This is a genomic window from Pseudomonas sp. NPDC087614, assembly GCF_044743485.1.
GTDB lineage: Bacteria > Pseudomonadota > Gammaproteobacteria > Pseudomonadales > Pseudomonadaceae > Aquipseudomonas > Aquipseudomonas baetica_A.
Genome location: NZ_JBIUWN010000013.1, coordinates 64,523 through 84,720, shown reverse-complemented (window position 1 = coordinate 84,720; position 20,198 = coordinate 64,523). Strand labels below are relative to the sequence as shown.

The following is a 20,198-nucleotide window of genomic DNA, read 5'->3' as shown; positions in this document are numbered from 1 at the left end:
ACAAACTTCATGTTCGGGGTGTATTCGAGCAAAAAAATGGCGGCAACCCGAAGGTTGCCGCCATTTCGATTACGCCAGCTTGAGCTTACAAAGGACGACCGATAGCGTTGCAGACGCTGGCGTTGTTGATGTCCAGGTTGTAGCCCGACGTGTTGGTGATGAAGTTGGCGGTTACAGCGGTTTTCCAGGCGTTAGGCACAGCGACGAATTTGTGAGCCTGAGTCGCGGTGTTGTTACCCGGGTTGCTGTAGTGAGTGGTCAGGAAGGCTTTGACGTCAGCGGCCACCGCTGCATCCTTGTAGCACTGGCCGAAGATGAAGTTGGTGTAGGCAGCCAGTTTGTAACCCACGGCAGGGTTAGGTACCACGGGCGACCAGTTGGCTGGGTTGGCAGCCTGAGTAGCGGTAGACGGAGCAGCAACAGCGGCCAGTGCCAGGTTGACGTTAGCCGAAGTCGGCTGAACACCGTTCACACGAGCAACGACCGCGTTGCTGGTCGCATCAACGCCGTCCGGGCCGACATAACCGATGGAACCGTCAACCGCGTTCACGGCAGTGGCGACTTCAGAAGTGCTGGCGACGCCGACCCAGTTCGAAGGCAGGGTCGAACCGGCTGGCAGACGAGCGTTGGTGAAGGTGGTGCTGGTGGTGAACTGAGCCGGGCAGACCGAAGTCAGGTGGCGGGTCAGGATTTCCGAAGTGCCGCTGGAGACGTTGCGATAAACAATGCGGATCTTGGTGGAGTCGGAAGTACCCAGCAGCGCGCCCCAAGTGGTTTTTGCGCCAGAGAAAGCATCGCACAGCTGAGCACTGGTCAGGTTCAGAGCAGTCTGGCCGGCTTTTTTGTACGGAATGACAACCGAAGTGGCAACCGATGGCAGTTGGATCAGCGGGCCGTACGAAGCACCGAAGTTGGTGTTGTAGGTGTTGATTTCCGAAGCGCTGAGAATCGAGTCGCTACCGGCGAAGTGCACAGTGCCGGTGGTGCCGAAACCGGCTGGGTTGTTGGTCAGGAAAGCCGTCTTGCCACCGCCGCTACCGATGGCGGCGTAACTGAAGTTGGCTGGCAGGATGCTGTCGGCAGAACCTTTGTACAGAGCGGCTGGCAGAGTTGCGCCACCACCGGTAACGGCCATGGCTTGAGCGGAGGCCAGAGCGGCGACGGTCAGGGAAGCGGCGATCAGAGTGCGCTTGAACATGAAGAATCTCCTTTTCAACTAGGGTGTGAACACAGGTTTTCAGGGGGCTGCATGACACTTGAAAGACTCACCTGGCCCTCGCAGGCGTTGGCCCAGATTAAGTCGCACTGAGAAATTCGCAGGTTCCGGTGACAGATAGAGGAAAAAACCTCGGGAGGTGCGCGGTGATTTTTGCGCGATTTTCTCGGGTGTTTGCAGTGGCTGGCGGGATGTCTGGATCAGGGTTTTGGCAGAATCGGGCTGGAGCCGTTGTCGGGTCGTTGCAGATGACAGAAAAGAGAACCCGAGGATGGTTGAGTCAACGGTCGGGTGAGGCTGAAGTCCTGGGAAAAAATCTGGATTATTTATTGCCCTGACTGGCCTCTTCGCGAGCAAGCCCGCTCCCACAGTTGAAATGCGTTCCTCCTGTGGGAGCGGGCTTGCTCGCGAAGAGGCCCGATCAGACACCATCAAAACCCGCTACTGCACCAACTGATTGATCTCAATGATCGGCAACAACACTGCCATCACAATCACCAGCACCACCGCGCCCATCACCACAATCATCAAGGGCTCAAGCAGCGCGGTCATGCCCATCGCCCGCCGCTCGATATCCTGGGACAGGGTCTGCGCCGCACGTTCGAGCATCGGTGGCAGCGAACCGGTTTTCTCGCCGCTGGCGATCAGGTGAATCAGCACTGGCGGAAACACGTTCTCCACCCGCAACGCCGCCGCGAGGTTCACGCCCTCGCGCACCTTGGCCGTGGCGTCGCTGACACTCAGGCTCAAGCGGTCGTTGGACAAGGTCTGCCGCGCCGCTTCCAGTGCGCGCAGCAGCGGTACCCCGGCGCCGCCGAGAATCGCCAGGGTCGAGGCGAATCGGGCGGTGTTCAGGCCGAGGATGAAGCGCCCGATCAGCGGCAGTTTCAGCACCCGATGATGCCAACTCAAACGCGCCGCCGGGTTGCGCAGATACAGGCGCCAGCTCCAGAAGCTTGCGGCCATGATCCCCGCGCACAGCCAGCCCCAACTGCGGATGAAATCACTCGCGTTAAGCATCGCCAGGGTTAAACCCGGCAGATCCTGTCGCGCCTGAGAAAACGCACTGACCACCTGCGGCACCACATAACTGAGCAGGAAAATCACAATGCCGATCGACACCAGCCCGACCACGCCCGGATAGATAAACGCGGTGAGAATCTTGCCCCGCAAATTGTTGCGCTCCTCGATGTAATCCGCGAGCCGCTCCATGACCTGCGCCAGATCACCGGACTCCTCCCCCGCCGCGATCAGCGCCCGGTAGATCTCGGGAAAATCCCGTGGTCGCGACGCCAGCGATTCGGCCAGACGCATGCCACTGCGCACGTCGGCGCGCACCGCGCTGAGGGTGTGGGCGATGTGCTTTTTCTCGGCCTGCTCGACCGTGGCACTCAACGCCGCTTCCAGCGGCAAACTGGCGCCGAGCAGGCTCGCCAGTTGCCGGGTGGCCCAGGCCAGGTCGTTGTCCGAGAGCTTGGCACTGAACAATCCACCACCGCCCTGATGGGCGACGTTGCTTTCCTTTTGCACCGACAACGCGGTCAAGCCGCGCCCACGCAAGGCACTGAACGCGGCGGTTTGACTGTCCGCTTCCAGGTGCCCGGATTCGATTTTGCCGCTGGCGTCGGCGGCTTCAAAACGATAGCGATTCATCAGGCGTCCCGTGTCACACGCAGGATTTCTTCGGGGGCGGTGGCTCCGCTGCGAATCCAGCGCTCACCGTCCTCGCGCAAGCTGAACATGCCGGCCTTGGCTGCCGAAGCGCGCAAGGCTTGCTCCCCTGCCCCTTGGTGAATCAAGGTGCGAATGTCGTCGTCGATGCAGAACAATTCGTGAATGCCGGTGCGGCCGCTGTAGCCGGTTTGATTACACGCCGGGCAACCGATGGGGCGCCAGGTGCCGGGGGCTGCCGGGTCTTCCTGTTTGCACTGATTGCACAGGCGCCGCACCAAGCGCTGCGCCAGCACGCCGAGCATCGACGAGGCCAGTAGAAACGGCTCGACGCCCATGTCGATCAAGCGGTTGACCGCCGACACCGCGTCGTTGGTGTGCAATGTCGCCAACACCAGGTGACCGGTCAGCGAAGCCTGTACAGCGATTTGCGCGGTTTCCAGATCGCGGATCTCGCCGATCATGATGATGTCCGGGTCCTGGCGCAGAATTGCCCGCAGCGCGAGGGCGAAGGTCATGTCGATCTTGGCGTTGACCTGGATCTGGCTGATCCCCGGCAGGTCGTATTCCACCGGGTCTTCGACGGTGAGGATGTTGCTGGTGCTGGCATCGAGTCGCGCCAGCGCCGCGTAAAGGCTGGTGGTCTTGCCACTGCCGGTGGGGCCGGTGACCAGGACGATGCCGTGGGGCTGGCGGATCAGGTGGTCGAGTTTGGCCAGCACCTGCGCGTCCATGCCGAGGGTTTCCAGATGCAGACGCCCGGCCTGTTTGTCGAGCAAACGCATCACCACGCGTTCGCCATGGCCGGTGGGCACCGTTGAAACGCGAATGTCGATCGGTCGCCCGGCCACGCGCAGCGCGATACGACCGTCCTGCGGCAGGCGTTTTTCGGCGATGTCGAGCTGGGCCATGATCTTGATCCGCGACACCAATGCACCGTGCAACGCCTTGCGCGGCGAGACCACGTCACGCAGGGTGCCGTCGACCCGATAGCGCACCACCGAATGGGTTTCGAACGGTTCGATGTGAATATCGCTGGCCTCATCGCGAGCGGCCTGGGTGAGCAGCGCGTTGATCATGCGGATCACCGGCGCGCCGTCCTGGGTGTCCAGCAGGTCGGTGATTTCCGGCATGTCCTGCATCAGACGATCAAGGTCGACTTCGTTTTCAGCAGCGCCGACCACCGCCGCGGCGCTGCCCGTGTCGGCGTAGGCGGCGGCGAGCAAACCGTCGAGTTCGTCATCGCGCACCCGCGCAACTTTTGCCGCGCCGAACTGGCGTCGCACCTCGCTGATCGACCAGCCGGGCGTTGACGGGCACACCGTCAGCACGCCGTCACACAACAGAATGCGTTGAGCCTTGGCCCAGGCGTAAGGCAAGACGCTCATTGCAAAGGCACTGCTTTAATCGTGGCGCGCGGCCCCGACGTCGGCCTGCTCACCGGAACGCCTTGCGCCGCCGTGGGTAATTGCGGCGCCTGCATGTCCGGCATCGCCCAACTGCGCTCCGGTTGCAAACCGCCCTGTGCGCGGCGCATGAAGTCATAACGGTTCAGTGTGATGCTGCGTCCCGCTTCGCTGTCGCGAATGATGTACGGGCGCAGGAACACCATCAGGTTGGTCTTGCTGATCGCCCGGCGCTCGTTGCGAAACAGCGCGCCAATTCCGGGGATGGTCGACAGCCACGGCACCGCGTCATTGCTCTGGCTGTAGCCATCCTGCAGCAAGCCGCCGAGCACCATGATCTGTCCGTCATCGAGCAGGATGCTGGTGTCGATCGCACGTTTGTTGGTGACAATGCCCGCCGCTCTCGCGCTGTTGGACGCGCGCTCGTCAATGCTGCTGACTTCCTGATAGATGTCGAGTTTGACCGTACCGCCCTCGGAAATCTGCGGGCGCACGTTGAGTTTCAACCCCACTTCTTCACGCGTCACGGTCTGGAACGGGTTGTTGCTGGTGCCCCCGCCGCCAGTGACGTAGCTGCCGCTGACAAACGGGATGGTCTGGCCGACGAAAATGCTCGCCGCTTCGTTGTCCAGCGTCAGCAGGTTCGGTGTCGACAGCACGTTGGTACCGCCCTTGCTCTTCAGCGCTCGCGCCAACACTTTCAGATCGAGAATCTTGCCGATGCCGGGGATGTCGACGGTGCCGTTGACGTAACCGAGGTTCAAGCCTTGCGGCAACACGTCAAGGCTGGTCTTGCCGCTAAGGTTGATCCCGGAACCACCGAGATTCGCCCCGCCGATCACGCCATTGCCGCCCAGGTTGCCAGTCTGCCACTGCACGCCGAACTCACTGGCATCATCCTCGCCGACTTCAACGATCAGGCTTTCGATCACCACTTGCGCGCGGCGCTGGTCGAGCAGATCAATGACTTCGCGCAGGTTGCGGTAGAGCGGCTCCGGCGCCGAAATCAGCAAGGTGTTAGTGGTCGCGTCCGCCTGAATCGTCACGCCACCCGCGCTGAACGCAACGTTCTGTTCGGTGCTTTGGGCGCTGCCGCTGGTGGCGCTGCTGCCCTGGGCATAACTGCCGCCAGTGCTACCGTTGCTGGAAGTGGTCGAAGTAGTGCCGCTGGTTTGCGTACCACTCTGAGCGCTCGAACCACCATTACTGCCGCTGCTGCCCATGGCACTGAGCACCGAACGCGCGCTGTCACTGGTGCCGCTGTCGCTTTCGCCAGTGAGCAAACCACGTAACGCCTGTGCCAGTTTCGACGCCTGCGCATTGCGCAGATACACCACATGCAGATTGCTCGGATTGCTCTGCGCGTTATCCAGTTTGTAGATCAGATTACGCGCCAGTTCCGTGCGCTCCGGACTGCCGGCGCGAATGATGATGGTGTTCGAACGCGGATCGCCAATCACCGCGATTTTCTGCGTCGGATCATTGCCCGGCGTGTCGAGTAAATCAGCGACCATCGGCGCGATGTCGGCAGCGATGCCGTTCTGGATCTGTACCACGTCGGTGTCGATGGCGCTTGGCGTGTCGATGCTGGCGATCAACTGCGCGACGCGGGTCAGGTTGTCGGCGTAATCGGTGATGACCACGGTGTTGTTGCCGGGATAGGCGTTGATCGGATTATTCGGCGAGACAATCGGCCGCAACACCGGAATCAGGTTCACCGCGTTCTCGTATTGCAGTCGAAACGTGCGGGTGAGCATGCCGTTGCCGGCAGGCTTGTCGGCGCTGTAGATCGGCCCGCCGAGCAGTTTGGCATCGGCCTCAGGCACGACGTGGGCGACCCCGCCGACATCGACCACGGCAAAGCCTTGCATGCGCAGAGCCGACAGCAGCATGTCGTAGGCCTGGTGCGCCGGCACCTGCCCTTGCGAAACCAGCGTCAGAGTGCCCTTGACCCGTGGATCGACCAGAAACTGCTGACCGGTCGAACGTGACAAGGCGCGCACCACCGCCTGAATATCGGCCTCGACAAAATTCAGCGTCACCGGTTGATCACCCAGCGGATTGCTCGGCACGGCGCTGCCCCGTGAGGCGGCGCTACCACGAGCGCGCTGGGTGATGTTGTGCAATTGCTTGGGCGCGCGCCTGACTTGCGCCTGAGCCCGCTCGCGATCAAGCACCGCATCACCGCTGCGCTGAGTGTTGGCCAACGGCCGGCCGAGTTCGCTGTCGACCAGCAACGGCGGCGGATTTGGCGGTGTAGAGGTGTTGCTGCACGCGCTCAACGCCATCAGCAGCATCGGCAATGCCATGCGTGCCGGTTTGGATCCTGACCCCTTCATGAAGCTTCCTTAGCGCCCAGCGCCTGATCCATGCGAACGGTGCCTGACAGAGTGCCGGCAGTAACCTCGGTCGAGGTGTTGTCGGTGCGTTGCAAACGGGCCTCGACCACTTGCAGAGAACGTTGCGACGGCTGGCTCAGCAGCCAGTCGAGCACCGCGTCGGCCGGTGCGGCGTCGAAGGTCAGTTGCCATGAACCGGCGCCTGCGGCGTGTAATTGGTAGTGTCCGGCCAGACCACTGGCCTGCAGGGTTTGCTCCAGTGACTGGCCGACGCTTTGTCCGTCCGGGCGCACGTTGACCTCGCGCAGCAGCACTTGCAGCGCCTCGGTCTGGGCGCGCAGTTTTGGCGTTTCGGCTTGCCAATAGGCGATTTTCTTCAGCGGTGGCTGAATCAGCGCCACCCAGACCAGCAACCCGAACAGCGCGATGGCCATCCCCGCGACCATACGTTTCTCGCGCAACGCCAACGGCTGCCAACGCGCCTGCAACTGACGATTGAAGCCCTGCCAGCGGGCGCGGTACATCACAAACGCAGCCTTATTCATCGTCTGCCTCGCTGCTGTTGTCTTCGGTTTCATGGGTGCTGGCTTCAGCGGCCGGGCGCAACGTCCAGCCCTCGTCGTCGGCTGTCACGCTGGTCCCGGCCTGGGCCAGGGCGCTTTGCCAATCCTTGTCATTGCCGCTGCGGCGAGCGTCGGTCAGCAGAGTCAATTGCAACGTCCCGTCGACATAGGCCAGACGCTCGACGCTGCCGGCCATGAACGGCATGCCAGTGCCGGCCTGCAGCACCAGGCGATTGAAGATTTGCGCCGGATCATCCGCCACGCCTTTGCGCCGCGCCGCCAATTGCTGACGAGCCTGTTGCAGCGGATTGAGGATCACCGGTAACTGCGGGAAAGCCTGTTTTACCCGCTGACTCATTTGTGCCTTGAGTTGCTGGCCCTGGCTCGCTTCGCGGGCGGCATAGAGGTTCAATCCGATTACCCACACCGCCACGGCCAACGCGCAAAAACCAATCGCCCGCCCCCAGCCGCGATGTTCATGGCTTTGTTGTTGCACCGCGCCGTGCAAGCCCCACCCCGGTACCGGCCCGGTCCAGCGCTGGGCTTCGCTCATGGGCAGTTCGGCACCGGGTGGCGGCGCAGCGCCGATCCAGTGCAGCGTAACGCCCGGCTCCCACAGCGAGTTGTCGACGCCTTCATCAAACAACGGTTGCACCCGTGCCGATTGCAGACTTTCGCGCAGCAACAGATGGCCGTCCTGCACGTACGCGACAAGGCCCGGCAGCACCGGCAAGCTGTAGACCGCCGGGTACAGACCGCGCAGGTTCAGGCCGGAATGCTTGAGGAGATGCGCAAGGTGCAGCAGGCGTTGACGCGACGCCCACGCGATTTGCAACCGCCCCGCCTCGTCACGCGGACTGTGGGCGATGTGCATTTCGCTGCTGTCGCCGAGCATCAGCGCCTGCGCCGCGCACTGCACCGCCGCTGCGGTCTTGTTTGCGGGCAGCGGCGGCAGATCGATACTCGCCAACAGACTGTCCCCCGGGTGCAGAAAACACAGCAGTGGCGGCAGTTTCGGCAGCTGAATCAACTGCGCCAACGTCAGCCAGTCTTCACGGCTGACCTGGCCCTGACGATCCAGCCATGCGCAATTCAGCGTGCTGTCCAAGTCCAGTTCCGCCAATGGCGGCAGCGCAACCCTTAACTGAGTCATACGCCCACCCGCGACCAGATCACCTGCGGCAAACGGTCCTGGCTACGATGCAACAACGCATCAAGGCTGACCCGGCGCCGCTCGCGTCGCGCTTCACCGCGCAGGCGAAACCAGTCGCTGGTGATGCCGACCTTGACGCTGCTGACTTCCAGATTCGGCATGCGCAAGCGGTTAACGAAGTCGCCCCGGTTGATGAACCAGCGTCCGGCGTCACGCTCATTGATCAACGCCTGCGCGCGCGCCAGCGACAGCCCCGGCACATACGCCGCCAGCACCGGTGCAGTGGCGGTATTGCCGTTGATCCAGGTGGTCGCGGGAATCACCGTCATGTACGGCGCCAGTTTGCCAATCAACGCGTCATTCACACCGTCAACACTGCGCAAATCATCGATGCTGCGCAGCATCGGCAGCGTCGGATTTTGTGGTTTGCGCGAGGCGTTAGGCGATGTGGCGCGACCGCTATCGAAGCCGTTGTTGTTCTCGGCAATCTGCACATTCAACAGGCGCGGGTACGACTCGATCACCCGCTGACGGATACGCTGATTCAAAGCGGCACTGACCCCGATCAACTCGCACAAACGCTCAAACGCCTGCACCTGCGCCTCATCGACACGTTCGTTGGCCACCAGATTGCGCAGGTTGAACTTGCCTTGTTCGTCTTCCAGTCGCCCCTCGAAACCCTGCGCCACCAAGCGCTGTGCCCACGGCTGATCGAGCCGGGTCAACGGATCGCGCTGGCGGGCATCCCAAAGAATTTGGCGGCTGATCTCCACGCCGCCCTGCACCATCCAGCGCCCCTGCACCCGCTGCTGATCGGCCTCCAGCGCACGGGTGGCAACGCTCTGGCGCGTCAACATGCCCGCCGCAATCACCGCCACCACGGCGGCAATCAGCAACGCGCTGATGATCGCCATGCCCTGTTGCTTCGCCCCATTAGGCGAACGTCTGTTCATGGCCGGCCTTAAAGCTGCCAGGAACCGATATCGGCATTGACGCCGTCGCCGTCCGGCTGACCGTCGGCACCGAGCGAGAAAATGTCGATCTCGCCGTTGGCACCCGGATTGAGGTACTGATAAGGACGGCCCCACGGATCATTCGGCAAACGCTCCAGGTACGAACGCCAGTTGCTGTTCTTCGCATCCGCCGGGCGCTCTACCAGCACTTTCAAACCCTGATTCATGCTCGGGTAAGTGCCGTGATCAAGGCGATACAGCTTCAAGGCCTGCATCAACCCGCCAATGTCCTGCTTCGCCGCCGTCGCCCGCGCCTGATCCGGACGGTCGAGCACTTTAGGCACCACCATCGCCGCCAGAATCCCCAAAATCACCACCACCACCATGATCTCGATCAGAGTGAAACCCTGCTGCCCACGGGGCTTGCGCGGCGAATGCTCAGGCGGTGTGCACGGTGCGATATCCATCTCGACATTCCTTTGGCTTGATTCGATTCGACGCGCAGTGTTGCAAGAAGATATGTCAGGGATGTTGAAAAACCTCGGGAGTTTTCGTCGTCAAGCCGTCAAGGACGGGGGTTAGCGTCGAGGGCTGTGCTTTGGTTTTGGGCCATTTATGCGTGCGCGTTCGCAAGAAGCGGGGTTCACCCTGATTGAAGTGCTGGTGGCGCTGGCGATTATTGCCGTGGCGATGTCAGCGGCTGCGCGCGTGGCGGGGTTGATGACGCAGAGTAGCGGGGTTTTAAGGGATCGGTCGGTGGCGATGATTGCGGCGCAGAGTCGGATGGCGGAGTTGCGGCTTGAGGGGCGATTGCCGATGGGGATGAAGGCTCAGGACTGCGATCAGGGCCGGCTATTGCTGCGCTGTGAACAGGTGATCGCAGCGGCAGAGAATGGTCGGTTACTGAAGATCGGAATTCAGGTATTCGACCGCAACCAGGATGCGCCGCCGTTGGCCAGGCTTGAGACGTTGCTAAGCCGCCCGGAAAGCGCCTCGCCCTAGCCCGCCCGAAACGTTGAACCACTAAAGCCCTCGGATAGACGACTGGTTTCTGAATGGTGCTTACTCGAACAGTTCTAAATATTCCGCCCAACCATACAAAGCCAGAATTCCCAGCAGAGAAAATGCATTCAATCGATATGGAATTTCGACCCACCGCCGCAAATTCAGCGGAAGGCTCCGGACATCCTCGAGGGCGCTCGGATTATCCAGCAACAGGCGCGAAGGACGTTTACGAAGCAAAGCAGTGATCAGATTGAGCCTGTAGCTGCGCGCCCAAAAACCGGAACGGCCCTTCTGCAGGCAGTTGTGGAGCAGATAGCAATTTTCAAGGTGCGACTCAATTTCGGAAAGCTTGAAATACCCGACATAGATCATCACCAGAACGTTGGAGATGATCAGCACCAGTAACGCAATGCCAGTGGCGGCGAACAGAAGTTTGATTTCAGTCATGGGGAGAGTCTTCGTAAACGACCTCACCGAAGGACTGATTTTCTTTCTGCCCCATTACAAAAAACCTCCGTATTTCCCATACAGCCAAAGCAGTGACGTCCCGCCGCACACGAAATAGCCGACATGAAATGGGCACGTTGCCCAGAACTTGAGTCCTCTGGGAAGGCGTTGAACGGCGTCGATCAGCAAGGGTTCCTGCCGTTGGATACTCTTGGACGTTATCAACCGGCTTACTGCGGTCATCCGCTGAGTTCTCGAGTAAAAACTTCCCCCTGATGAACCACAGTCCATGGATAGGTACAGCCACTCATCAAAGTGTTTTTCCAGAGCATCGAGTTTTGTATAAACGGCGTAGAAAATCATCGCGCAGTTGATTACGCCCATCACGATCTGCGCCCCACATGCCCAGGCAAATACTGTGCTGGTGATTTCCATTATTCGGAATACTCATGGATTTCCTGCCCCAATACCTCTCCTAGCTCCGTCATCTTTGTTCCTGTCTCCACGGACCCTGCCGCACCGACCACAAGCACACACACAAGTTTTCCCATTCCTTTCAATTTCGCGCAGACCGCCAAACCTGCTTTCCCTCCGATATATCCACCAGCAAGAGCTCCAGCGGTACCGCCGACCATTTTCCCTCCCCCTACAAACCTCACTTGCCTGCATTCCGCCTCGCGGTCGGACGCGCAGACCTCGTGGATTTTTGAGCTGGATGCGCCCAGTTGTAGACCAATGCCGAGATAGCCACCGCCCTTCATGAACTTCGCTGCTCTGGCAACGCCCGCAATGTTAGTTGCATATCCGGGCAGTCGGATTAAGCGGTTAGGCTGCTAAATCACCGCAAATTAAAAATCAATTTGCCTACCGCCGATTTGAATTTCCGTATCATTCTGACCGGCAACCATAGCCGAAGCGCTAATTGCATTTTGATTCGCCCAATTACGAAGTTTCGTGAACTCGTCTTTACGCATTTTGCTCATGGGTACAAAACGCGAAATAGTCGTTTCAAAATCCACCATCGTCAGGTCGCTTAAATCACCAGCGCCATTCATCCGCCGTGAGAACGCTTCAATCAGCGAGTCCCCAACCCAAGCTTCGATTTCAGCACCAGAAAGCACAATGTCTTTACCAAAATTCGACTCGCCGCCTAGAGCAGACAATCGATCCAAATCGAATTTTTCTGGATCACGCTTCAATTTTTTCAGATGTATTTCAAGAATCTTCTTTCTTTCCGATGTCGACGGGAAGTCAACGAAAAATATTTCGTCGAATCGCCCCTTCCTCAACAACTCCGGCGGTAAGCTGTTGATATTGTTAGCGGTAGCAAACACAAAAACAGGTGCCGTTTTTTCTTGCATCCAAGTCAACAGCGTGCCGAATACGCGTGTAGCAGTGCCACCATCAGATGCCCCTCCGGAAGAGCCAGAAAGTCCTTTTTCAATTTCATCGATCCATAGGATGCAGGGCGAGATAGCTTCGGCAGTACGTAGTGCGGAACGAATATTGGATTCTGAAGAGCCGACCACCCCTTGGAAGATTTTTCCCATATCCAAACGCAATAAGGGCATGTTCCATGACGACGATATGCATTTCGCCGTTAGCGACTTGCCGCAACCAGGAACTCCCGTTAAGAGCAAACCCTTCGGGGTTCTGACACCAAACTCCTGAGCCAACTGCCCAAAACACTGGCTACGCAAATGGAGCCATTTTTTAAGAGTTGCCAGCCCTCCAACATCTTCAAGACTTACCTTTGAGTCAATATATTCCAAAATACCTGTTTTCCGTATAATTTGTTTTTTCTCGGAAAGCAGATCCTTTACGGTGTTTTCATTTATACTCAGGCTGGATACCAATGAACGAGACAAGCTATTGTCAATTTCCAATCCCGTGAGACCCAAAGCGGCATCAATAAGTTTATCTTTGGCCTCACTAGAAAGATCAATCTTAACACTGCCGTTGCCCTGCCATGAATTAACAAAGTTATTTATCTGATTTTTAACTTCTTCTCTTGATGGCAGTGGAAAATCAATTAACGTGATTTCCTTTTGAAGATCATTAGCAACTTCAAAGCTGGGCGCCACGACAATGCAGTTGCTTCGATAACCACGTGAACGGATATTGATGGCTAAATCTCGAAGTCGACGGCGGTAGACAGGATTTGAGCTTGAGGCAAGGTAGCTATGAGCATCACAAAAAACAAAAATGTTTTTGCTGCCCTCCTCCTTCGCCTTTTCTTCGCAAAAATCCAAGGCCACTTTCAAATCAAAGGTTTTATCCCCAGCCACGACGCCATTTATCTGGACGCCTAGCGTCGAGTTCCAAACGAACAAACGATGGCTGAGCGCCTTGGCGATTTCAGAAATCTCATTGAGTGCACGCTCTTCCTCAAAAGTTTCAATGACCAAAATCGCATAACGCGCTTTCAGGTAATCTGTTATCTGCTTGGTACGGCTCATGCTTATTATCCCTGCGCTTGAACTGAGTTATACATGCATCGGAAGGCCGGTTTTGGTAACGCCAGAATTTGAAATAATAAACTCGACAACTCTTCCAGTACGAAAAAAGTCAATATCGACTCTGTCACTGGTTTTGATAATTTGCTTGTGCTGATAGGGATGTTTAGCGTTATGCCGATACCGACCTGCCAGCGTCAAGTCTACGGCTTTAACAACTCGAATCATGCCTTCATTCTGGAATATCTCTTTTGGCGTATAGCCTGTATAGAGTATCCAGTTTTTCTCGCCATTGACGGCGTGTATTAATTGTTCCAAGGCTGGCGCCTGGTCGAGCGGCTCCCCCCCGGAGAGGGTAACCCCAGCGATGTCCATTGCATTTATCTTCTGAGCCAATTCATAAACAGACATCAGCGTATTCGCTTCGCCATCATGCGTCGCCTGGTTGAAACATCCCTTACAATTCAGCACACAACCCTGCACCCATAATGTCAAGCGTAATCCAGGGCCGTTAACGCTGCTTAACTCCATATGGTGTAAATTGATTTCCATTTAGAAGTTCGCACTGAGAATTTGAAGGGTTTGCTCTTCATGAACTACGGTATACTCCGGCTTCCACTCTGTTACAAGCTCCGCCATAGGGCTAGAAAGTAGAGCCTCAAGCTCTTCAGTAAGTTTTGTGCAAATATCGCCTTTCACGCCATGCACTTCCTCTGTAATTGCATCGCCCGTAAAAGTGACATGAATACCGTATTCATAGCGAGGTCCAAATTCAATCTCGAACCCTTGAAGCGTTTCTTTCACCCTTGCTGGAACCCCTGATGCTTCTATGCGCTTGATGGTTTCATCGATGGCTACGCTGATGTATGCTTTCTGAAAGCTTAAAGCCAAATCATCCATTAACGCTTCATCGCTGACTGAAATATTTTCCCGTTCGATGAGGAGTTTGTATGAGCCCGCCTCAATTTGGCAAACAAATAGATTGAATCCATCAGCGGCTTGGCCACAAATAGCCCTGTATTGCTGCGTGCCGAAATAGCCTAACTTGCTCAACACTTTTTTACTGAAATCGCTGGCAAACGTGGAAACCAGACTCGTCGTCGGGCTAAGGCCAATCTTGCCGAAAGCTTTGGCAATAGCTTCTTCATTAACATAAGAAAATTCAAACTTTGTACAATGCGACATTATTAAAGCTCCAGCCTGCGACCGGGAACAACTTCTTCGGCGGCCTGGATAGCAATTAACACATCAGGGGCAACCTCGATGTTACGCAGAGGCGCCATGGGTACAAGCGTCGCTTCAGGCGCAACATTTTTTAAAGCCGGGGTTGGAGTTTCGGAGTTGACAACCACTCGACGTCTTTGTACTGCCTGTGATGCACCACTATCGCTCAGAAGACTTGCATCAATCGCTTCTAACAGCCGTCTTATTATCAGGGTTGGATTTGATGTGAGCTTTTCATATAGTTCAATGCGCAACAAAGCATCGGCTCCATCATTGAATTGCAATTTAACAAAATGATTTTGGGATGCATCGCCGGCGATGCCAATGCGCGAGATCTGATTCAGGTCCCGTGACAGCTTTCTCCAAACACTCCCGTCAAACGACGCAACAATTAACTTGGTTCCTGTTGCGGCAAAAGCATTGCAACCATTTTTAATCTCACCGGCATCAAAATTCTGGTAGCTGACCAGAATTTTCTCCCCGGCAGGAAATCCCAGAGCGGTTTCCAAATATTCATTTGTCGAAAAATCGATATCTTCATGAAATTTTAATGTTTTTGAATAAAAATAAAGACAAACAATGCCACCTAAACCATAGTACAGTGTTGTCATCGCCGTTTCCGGTGCAAGAACTGCAATAATTACCCCCGACAGAATAATGAAGGCATAACCGTAGTTTATACCCGCCCTTGTATTGAATTTTTTATTTCTATAAGCCTGAAATGTTTTACCGGGGATATATTTTTTTGAAGGTGCAAATAGCAGAGCACCCACACCAAAAAAAATCAGAGTGATAAACCCCATTGCAGCCTGGCGAATTTGCCCATTCTGCAACCCTTCAAGAAGTACCCTCGCACCGCCAAAGATAAAAACAGGTATGCTTACCAGGATTAAAAGTCCCAATATCTTACCTTTGGCGATCATCATCATTTTCCACACCGGGATAGTTCTTATCATTCACAAACCTTCTAGAGTTGATTCAGTAGCGCGTAGTGACGGGATGACTGTAGAACTGCTGATGGGTCTATGCTACATGACGACCTTTGATTTATCACGCACTAGGGATGGTCTGAAGTAGCCATACGGTTCGAGCTAACTTCAACCACTGCCGATTTTGAAAGTGGCCAGTCGATCCAAAATGCTTTGGAATTGCCAATAGAGAGCGTCACGGGTAGTTGACTCCCCTGCAGATCGTAACGGCTGTGTACCCTACAATCGAGCGGTAGCTCCGGCAAGGCGCCAAGCACTCGTTTGTGAACGCCAGGATCGGACTTCAATAAAAACCTCCAATTTATGAAATTGAACGGGGAACACTATCGGTGAGAACCCTGAAAAACCCAGTCAGTCCTAAAGAGCCGTGAGGGAGCGATTCGACGTTTTGTCGGCGAACTCAACTTGGTTAAACTGGAGCGCTTTTTTACACACCCTGCACCAAAAACGGTCATTGCGTGACAATGGTATCGTCCACTCCTTTTCAAAATTCCTGACAGATTATGAATAGAGCCAAATCCTCGATCCGGGCCGTTGCTCCCGCACCAGGCATCCCTGAATCAATGGATACCTGACATGACCAACTCATCGCAGAACGCGAGGTTAAATAAATTGCTGGCCGTGAGCGAAGCCAGTATCGACAAGACTGAGTCCAACACCGACTTATTGAAGGTGATCCATGAGTTCGCCTCGTACGATGGCCCGCTCGAATTCGATCGCACCCGCGCATGGTGGTTTTTCGTCACTGGCCTGTTATTGCTTGCGAGTGCTGTGGCCCTTTATTGGATTGGGAACATCTCTAGCGTCGCTCTGTTCTTTTATCGATTGGAAATTGATCCCGACTCGTTCGGCATGGGCACTGGTTTTCTTGGCATCGTCATTGCCGCTGGGAGTCTGACATGGATGAAATCCAAATCTAATCGGTTGCCGTCGCTCAGTAAAAGAATTGCTCGACTGTCATCCTACTTCCACAACGGACTGACTTTCCTGAAAGAAGACTCGGCCACGACCCTCAAGAAGCTGGACACGGAATTTGGTGATTACCGCCGGGGCAACTACAGCCGCGAGTTGGTCGAGTCGATACAGGGTGTATTTCCCGGCACGCAGCGCAACCTCCCTTACCACTATCGCCAGTTGCACTACGTTAACAGGCGAACAGTGCACACCACGGTGACCGACAAAGATGGAAAAACCAAAACGGAGACTCGAGTGGTTTACGACCACTACGACCGGTACAGCCTTGTCATCGACTTTCCATGGGTCAGCGGGATATCGGTTAGATCTGATGACCAATCGGAGAACGACTATCCGTGCCCCATGGACACGGCTTCTCCGGATTTCAATAAAGCGTTCCGTTTGACCGGTCGCAGCGAGATACTCTGTGCGAAATTCATCAAGCCTTCGACGGTGCTCCACTTGCTGAAGCTGTTCGACATCCTCCATCGTCCGAACCTGGAGTTCGCCGACAGTGGAAAGCTCTGCCTCAGCTTCGCCAGCAAAGACCTGCTCGCGTTCGGTACCGAGTATTCGCTGGCATCACCCAACGAGTTTTACGCAGAAATTTCTGCCGGTATCGAACTGCCGCGCTTGATGTCGGCGCTCCAATGGAGCCATGCACTCAGCGAGCTGCACGATGACAACTTTGCCTCCTATCCCCTAACAAGCCGCCAAGAGAAGTAAGCCATGGACATTGCACTCATCCTTTCCGCTGTTATCGCTGTCGTCATCATCGTAGCGGGCTTCAGCCTCTACAACGGCATTATTGGGGGACACAACCGAGTACAACGTGCCTGGTCAGATGTGCTCGTTTACGAACGCCAGAAGACCAAGGTGCTCGATCAGCTTCAAAAAGTGCTCTCAGACTTCATGGTCTTTGAGTCCAGCCTCCTCGAAAAAATCGCCGGCCTTCGCAGCGCGGTCAATGCCCTTCCTGCTGGAGCGGACGGCAACGCCCTCACGAAAGTTGAAACCGCCTCGAGGGAGCTGATGGGGGGCTTGCGCGTTACCTTTGAGGCTTACCCTGATCTGAAAGCATCCGAAGCGGCGAACAACATGATGCGTGAAGTCGCCGAACAACAAGAAAACGTCGGCGCGGCCATCACCATTTACAACCGCAACGTCGAACTGTTCAACAACTCCATCGAAATGTTCCCAGGCTCGCTCGTCAATGGCCTGTTCAACAAGAAAACGCGTGTGACGCCGTTCTCCGATACCGAAGCTTCGCAAAGTTTCTCTTACACCCCGAATATCTAAACCGCGTCATGCATCGAACCCATCACCCGTGAGGGTGATGGTCGATCACCTGCCTGCTTGAATAGATCCGCGGCTGATTTTCCAGGCGCGATGCCGAAAGCAGCAACAAAGTAGACAGCCCCGGCTGGAGCGACTGTCAAATGAAGTCTTCAATCCTCGTACTTGCCGCACTTTATTGCATGGGCATCAGCACAGCATTTGCCGACGGCTCACAGGCGATAAGCGACAAACACGGGCCAGCAGGCATCGTCGTCGGTGAGCGTCTGGCTGCGGCCAAGTCCAAGCTAGTCAAACAAGGATGGAAGCCGACGCGGATGCATGCCACCGACGGCGATGAATACAGTGGCGTAGAGCGGGAGCTGGCTGCACGCAAGTTCTTCGAACTGGATACCTGCTCGTTTGATAGCTCGCGTTGCGTCTTGTACTACTCGTAGAAAGGAACTTGCCTACGCGTCGATACCATCGGCGAGCAATTCAATGACATGACGGTCACGTGATGGCCCCGTGAATGTCCCGATATTGAAGTATTCACCTGATCCACAAAATCGCAGACTGGAATCATTTGGATGAAGCGTGGCCTTCATCCAACTCGTTCACATCCCGCGCCCGCCAGCCTCAATCCTCCCGCGTCAAAACCTCCAGCAACTCGATCTCAAACACCAGATTCGAATGCGGCGGGATCTTGCCCATCGTCCGCTCGCCGTACCCCAAATGCGCCGGCACCAGCAGTTTGCGTTTACCACCGACCTGCATGCCCATCAGTCCTTGATCCCAACCCTTGATCACCCGGCCAGTGCCGATCACGCACTGAAAAGGTTTGCCCCGGGTGTGGGACGAATCGAACTCCGTGCCGTCTTCCAGCCAGCCGGTGTATTGGGTAGTGATCAGCGCGCCTTTGACGGCGGCTTTGCCCTCGCCTACCTGAAGATCGATGACCTGCAGTTCATCATTCATGACATTCACTCTATTGTTCAACTGGCCGCCGTTTTCCCAGAATTGCCGGGTATTGGCAAGCCGTCAGTGACGATCAACGTGGTATCCGAACCGAGTGATGAACCCTTAACATAGCCAACCGCCATTACTTCCCGGATCGACTTGCCATGCTGGCAGCGCCCAAATGACTCAGCTCTTGATCAGTCTTGCCATCGGCACGGTGATGCTTGCCGTCATCGTCCTGCTAATCTGGCGCGAACGCGGTTTGCTCCAGCAACTCGACGATTACCGTGAGCTGCTGACCCGCGCCGTCGATGGCCAGAACATTCATCAGGACGGCGACGTCGAGCGCTTCAAGCGCAGCCAGTATTTTGCGCGCATCGGCACCTGGGACTGGGAGGTCGACACCGATCGGTTGTATTGGTCGGACGCGATCTACGGCATGTTCGGGTTCAACATCGGCGAAGTGACGCCTTCCTACGCGTTGTTCTGTTCCTGCGTGCATCCGGACGACCGCGTCAGGGTGCGCGCCGGCGAACTGCGTTGCCTGGAAACCGGTGAAAACCACGACGAGGAATATCGCGTGGTCTGGCCTGACGGCACGATTCGCTGGCTCCGGGAAACCGGCAATGTGGTGCGTAATGAACACGACGCGATGATCAAAATGATGGGCGTAGTGCGCGACATTACCGAAGAAAAAGCCTCGGCCAGTTACCTCAAACACCTCGCCCACTTCGACCCGTTGACCGGTCTGCCCAATCGGCTGGTGCTTGAAGAACGGCTCTGCGAAGCGCTGGACCATGCGCGCCAGAGCGGCACGCGGGTGGCACTGGTCTTCGTCGACCTAAACGGTTTCAAAACCATCAACGACCAGTACGGCCACGCTGCCGGCGACCGGGTTCTGATCACCACCGCCACTCGTCTGAAACGCATCCTGCGCGCCAGCGACACCGTCGCGCGCATCGGCGGCGACGAGTTCGTGGTGATCCTGCAAGGCCTGGCACCCGGCATCAACCTGCAGGACGAAGCCCGCAGCATCTGCCAGAAGATCTTCATCGAACTGTCCCCACCGATCAGCATCGGCAACGACCAGCGCCATATCGGTACCAGCCTTGGCGTCGCGGTGTTTCCCGATCATGCGACGGCGATGGATCGGTTGCTGCACATTGCCGATCTGGCGATGTATGAGGCCAAACGCAGCGGGAATAATCAGTATCGGTTGGGCGAGGAAAGCCCTGCGCGTCTAAAGGCGCAGGGCTTTTGAATCCTGGGTTTAACGCGGAACCGGTTTCATCTCGACAATGGTCCCGTTGGTGATCATTACCATGACGTACTGGTCATTGATCTGCACCCACTGGGCCTGATCGACCGGTTTTTTCAGGCCCTTGGCTTTCCAGTCGAGGGCTTTCTCGCTGCGCTGATAAACGTCTGGGGCACGATCATTGACCTTCAACTCGCGATCACTGACCGGAGATTGCACGGCGGGTTCGCTTGAGGTTTGCGCCGCTTGAACGACTGGGCTGATCCCGGCGATGCCGGCGACGAGGGCCAGGCTGGCGATTAGGGTTTTGCTGTTCATCGGTGAACCTC

The 20,198-nt window shown here is 56.5% G+C and carries 22 protein-coding genes; 5 read left to right on the top strand and 17 right to left on the bottom strand.

What is annotated here, in order from left to right; genetic code table 11:
* Positions 1-85: 85 nt before the first annotated feature.
* The 8 genes from ACIOWA_RS07915 to gspG form a co-directional block, all read right to left on the bottom strand.
* Positions 86-1,198, bottom strand: coding sequence for a substrate-binding domain-containing protein (locus ACIOWA_RS07915; RefSeq protein WP_339432896.1), 1,113 nt, complete (start codon positions 1,196-1,198; stop codon positions 86-88).
* A gap of 459 nt (positions 1,199-1,657) precedes the next feature.
* The gene (gspF, locus tag ACIOWA_RS07910) at positions 1,658-2,869 is read right to left on the bottom strand and encodes a type II secretion system inner membrane protein GspF (RefSeq protein WP_401159155.1); all 1,212 of its coding nucleotides are present in this window, start codon (positions 2,867-2,869) and stop codon (positions 1,658-1,660) included.
* Positions 2,869-4,275, bottom strand: a complete 1,407-nt coding sequence (gspE, locus tag ACIOWA_RS07905; RefSeq protein ID WP_339432894.1) for a type II secretion system ATPase GspE — start codon at positions 4,273-4,275, stop codon at positions 2,869-2,871. The genes gspF and gspE overlap by 1 nt, the downstream gene beginning before the upstream one ends.
* Entirely contained in the window at positions 4,272-6,632 is a 2,361-nt protein-coding gene (gene gspD / locus ACIOWA_RS07900) for a type II secretion system secretin GspD (RefSeq protein ID WP_401159153.1), read from the bottom strand. The genes gspE and gspD overlap by 4 nt, the downstream gene beginning before the upstream one ends.
* Entirely contained in the window at positions 6,629-7,177 is a 549-nt protein-coding gene (gene gspM / locus ACIOWA_RS07895; RefSeq protein WP_401159151.1) for a type II secretion system protein GspM, read from the bottom strand. The genes gspD and gspM overlap by 4 nt, the downstream gene beginning before the upstream one ends.
* Positions 7,170-8,348 (bottom strand): type II secretion system protein GspL, encoded by a 1,179-nt coding sequence (gene gspL / locus ACIOWA_RS07890; RefSeq protein ID WP_401159150.1) that lies wholly within the window; start codon positions 8,346-8,348, stop codon positions 7,170-7,172. Before gspL ends, gspM begins: the two co-directional genes overlap by 8 nt.
* Positions 8,345-9,301, bottom strand: coding sequence for a type II secretion system minor pseudopilin GspK (gspK, locus tag ACIOWA_RS07885; protein WP_401159148.1), 957 nt, complete (start codon positions 9,299-9,301; stop codon positions 8,345-8,347). The genes gspL and gspK overlap by 4 nt, the downstream gene beginning before the upstream one ends.
* 8 nt (positions 9,302-9,309) lie before the next feature.
* Positions 9,310-9,768: a type II secretion system major pseudopilin GspG gene (gspG, locus tag ACIOWA_RS07880; protein ID WP_401159146.1), complete on the bottom strand. Its 459-nt coding sequence runs from the start codon at positions 9,766-9,768 to the stop codon at positions 9,310-9,312.
* Positions 9,769-9,916: 148 nt separating this feature from the next.
* Here gspG and gspI point away from each other — a divergent pair, with 148 nt between their 5' ends.
* Positions 9,917-10,303, top strand: a complete 387-nt coding sequence (gene gspI / locus ACIOWA_RS07875; protein ID WP_401159144.1) for a type II secretion system minor pseudopilin GspI — start codon at positions 9,917-9,919, stop codon at positions 10,301-10,303.
* Between the two features lie 60 nt (positions 10,304-10,363).
* Here gspI and ACIOWA_RS07870 read toward each other — a convergent pair whose 3' ends face one another.
* The 7 genes from ACIOWA_RS07870 to ACIOWA_RS07840 all read right to left on the bottom strand — a co-directional run bounded on the left by ACIOWA_RS07870 (position 10,364) and on the right by ACIOWA_RS07840 (position 15,362).
* Positions 10,364-10,753 carry a hypothetical protein gene (locus ACIOWA_RS07870; protein ID WP_401159142.1) on the bottom strand — a complete coding sequence of 130 codons (390 nt, stop codon included), beginning with the start codon at positions 10,751-10,753 and terminating at the stop codon, positions 10,364-10,366.
* 54 nt (positions 10,754-10,807) lie between these two features.
* The gene (locus tag ACIOWA_RS07865; RefSeq protein WP_339495258.1) at positions 10,808-11,188 is read right to left on the bottom strand and encodes a hypothetical protein; all 381 of its coding nucleotides are present in this window, start codon (positions 11,186-11,188) and stop codon (positions 10,808-10,810) included.
* Complete coding sequence (locus ACIOWA_RS07860) at positions 11,188-11,514, bottom strand: hypothetical protein (protein ID WP_339495256.1); 327 nt, start codon at positions 11,512-11,514, stop codon at positions 11,188-11,190. Before ACIOWA_RS07860 ends, ACIOWA_RS07865 begins: the two co-directional genes overlap by 1 nt.
* An 87-nt stretch (positions 11,515-11,601) precedes the next feature.
* Positions 11,602-13,212, bottom strand: coding sequence for an AAA family ATPase (locus ACIOWA_RS07855; RefSeq protein ID WP_401159140.1), 1,611 nt, complete (start codon positions 13,210-13,212; stop codon positions 11,602-11,604).
* 27 nt (positions 13,213-13,239) lie between these two features.
* Positions 13,240-13,761 (bottom strand): 4Fe-4S single cluster domain-containing protein, encoded by a 522-nt coding sequence (locus tag ACIOWA_RS07850; RefSeq protein ID WP_401159138.1) that lies wholly within the window; start codon positions 13,759-13,761, stop codon positions 13,240-13,242.
* Positions 13,762-14,394: a DUF2997 domain-containing protein gene (locus ACIOWA_RS07845; protein ID WP_401159136.1), complete on the bottom strand. Its 633-nt coding sequence runs from the start codon at positions 14,392-14,394 to the stop codon at positions 13,762-13,764.
* A 2-nt stretch (positions 14,395-14,396) separates the two neighbouring features.
* Entirely contained in the window at positions 14,397-15,362 is a 966-nt protein-coding gene (locus tag ACIOWA_RS07840; protein ID WP_401159134.1) for a hypothetical protein, read from the bottom strand.
* Between the two features lie 636 nt (positions 15,363-15,998).
* Here ACIOWA_RS07840 and ACIOWA_RS07835 point away from each other — a divergent pair.
* From ACIOWA_RS07835 to ACIOWA_RS07825, 3 genes are all read left to right on the top strand, one after another.
* Entirely contained in the window at positions 15,999-17,102 is a 1,104-nt protein-coding gene (locus tag ACIOWA_RS07835; RefSeq protein ID WP_401159132.1) for a hypothetical protein, read from the top strand.
* A 3-nt stretch (positions 17,103-17,105) separates the two neighbouring features.
* Positions 17,106-17,675: a LemA family protein gene (locus tag ACIOWA_RS07830; RefSeq protein WP_401159130.1), complete on the top strand. Its 570-nt coding sequence runs from the start codon at positions 17,106-17,108 to the stop codon at positions 17,673-17,675.
* 140 nt (positions 17,676-17,815) lie between these two features.
* The gene (locus ACIOWA_RS07825) at positions 17,816-18,109 is read left to right on the top strand and encodes a hypothetical protein (protein ID WP_401159128.1); all 294 of its coding nucleotides are present in this window, start codon (positions 17,816-17,818) and stop codon (positions 18,107-18,109) included.
* Positions 18,110-18,290: 181 nt separating this feature from the next.
* On the opposite strand, the gene ACIOWA_RS07820 is transcribed toward ACIOWA_RS07825, so the two are convergent.
* Positions 18,291-18,629: an FKBP-type peptidyl-prolyl cis-trans isomerase gene (locus ACIOWA_RS07820; RefSeq protein WP_221733630.1), complete on the bottom strand. Its 339-nt coding sequence runs from the start codon at positions 18,627-18,629 to the stop codon at positions 18,291-18,293.
* 163 nt (positions 18,630-18,792) lie between these two features.
* Between ACIOWA_RS07820 and ACIOWA_RS07815 the strand changes: the two genes are divergently transcribed.
* Positions 18,793-19,872 carry a diguanylate cyclase domain-containing protein gene (locus ACIOWA_RS07815; RefSeq protein ID WP_401159126.1) on the top strand — a complete coding sequence of 360 codons (1,080 nt, stop codon included), beginning with the start codon at positions 18,793-18,795 and terminating at the stop codon, positions 19,870-19,872.
* A 9-nt stretch (positions 19,873-19,881) separates the two neighbouring features.
* Here ACIOWA_RS07815 and ACIOWA_RS07810 read toward each other — a convergent pair whose 3' ends face one another.
* Positions 19,882-20,187: an RcnB family protein gene (locus ACIOWA_RS07810; protein WP_339433822.1), complete on the bottom strand. Its 306-nt coding sequence runs from the start codon at positions 20,185-20,187 to the stop codon at positions 19,882-19,884.
* Positions 20,188-20,198 lie beyond the last annotated feature (11 nt).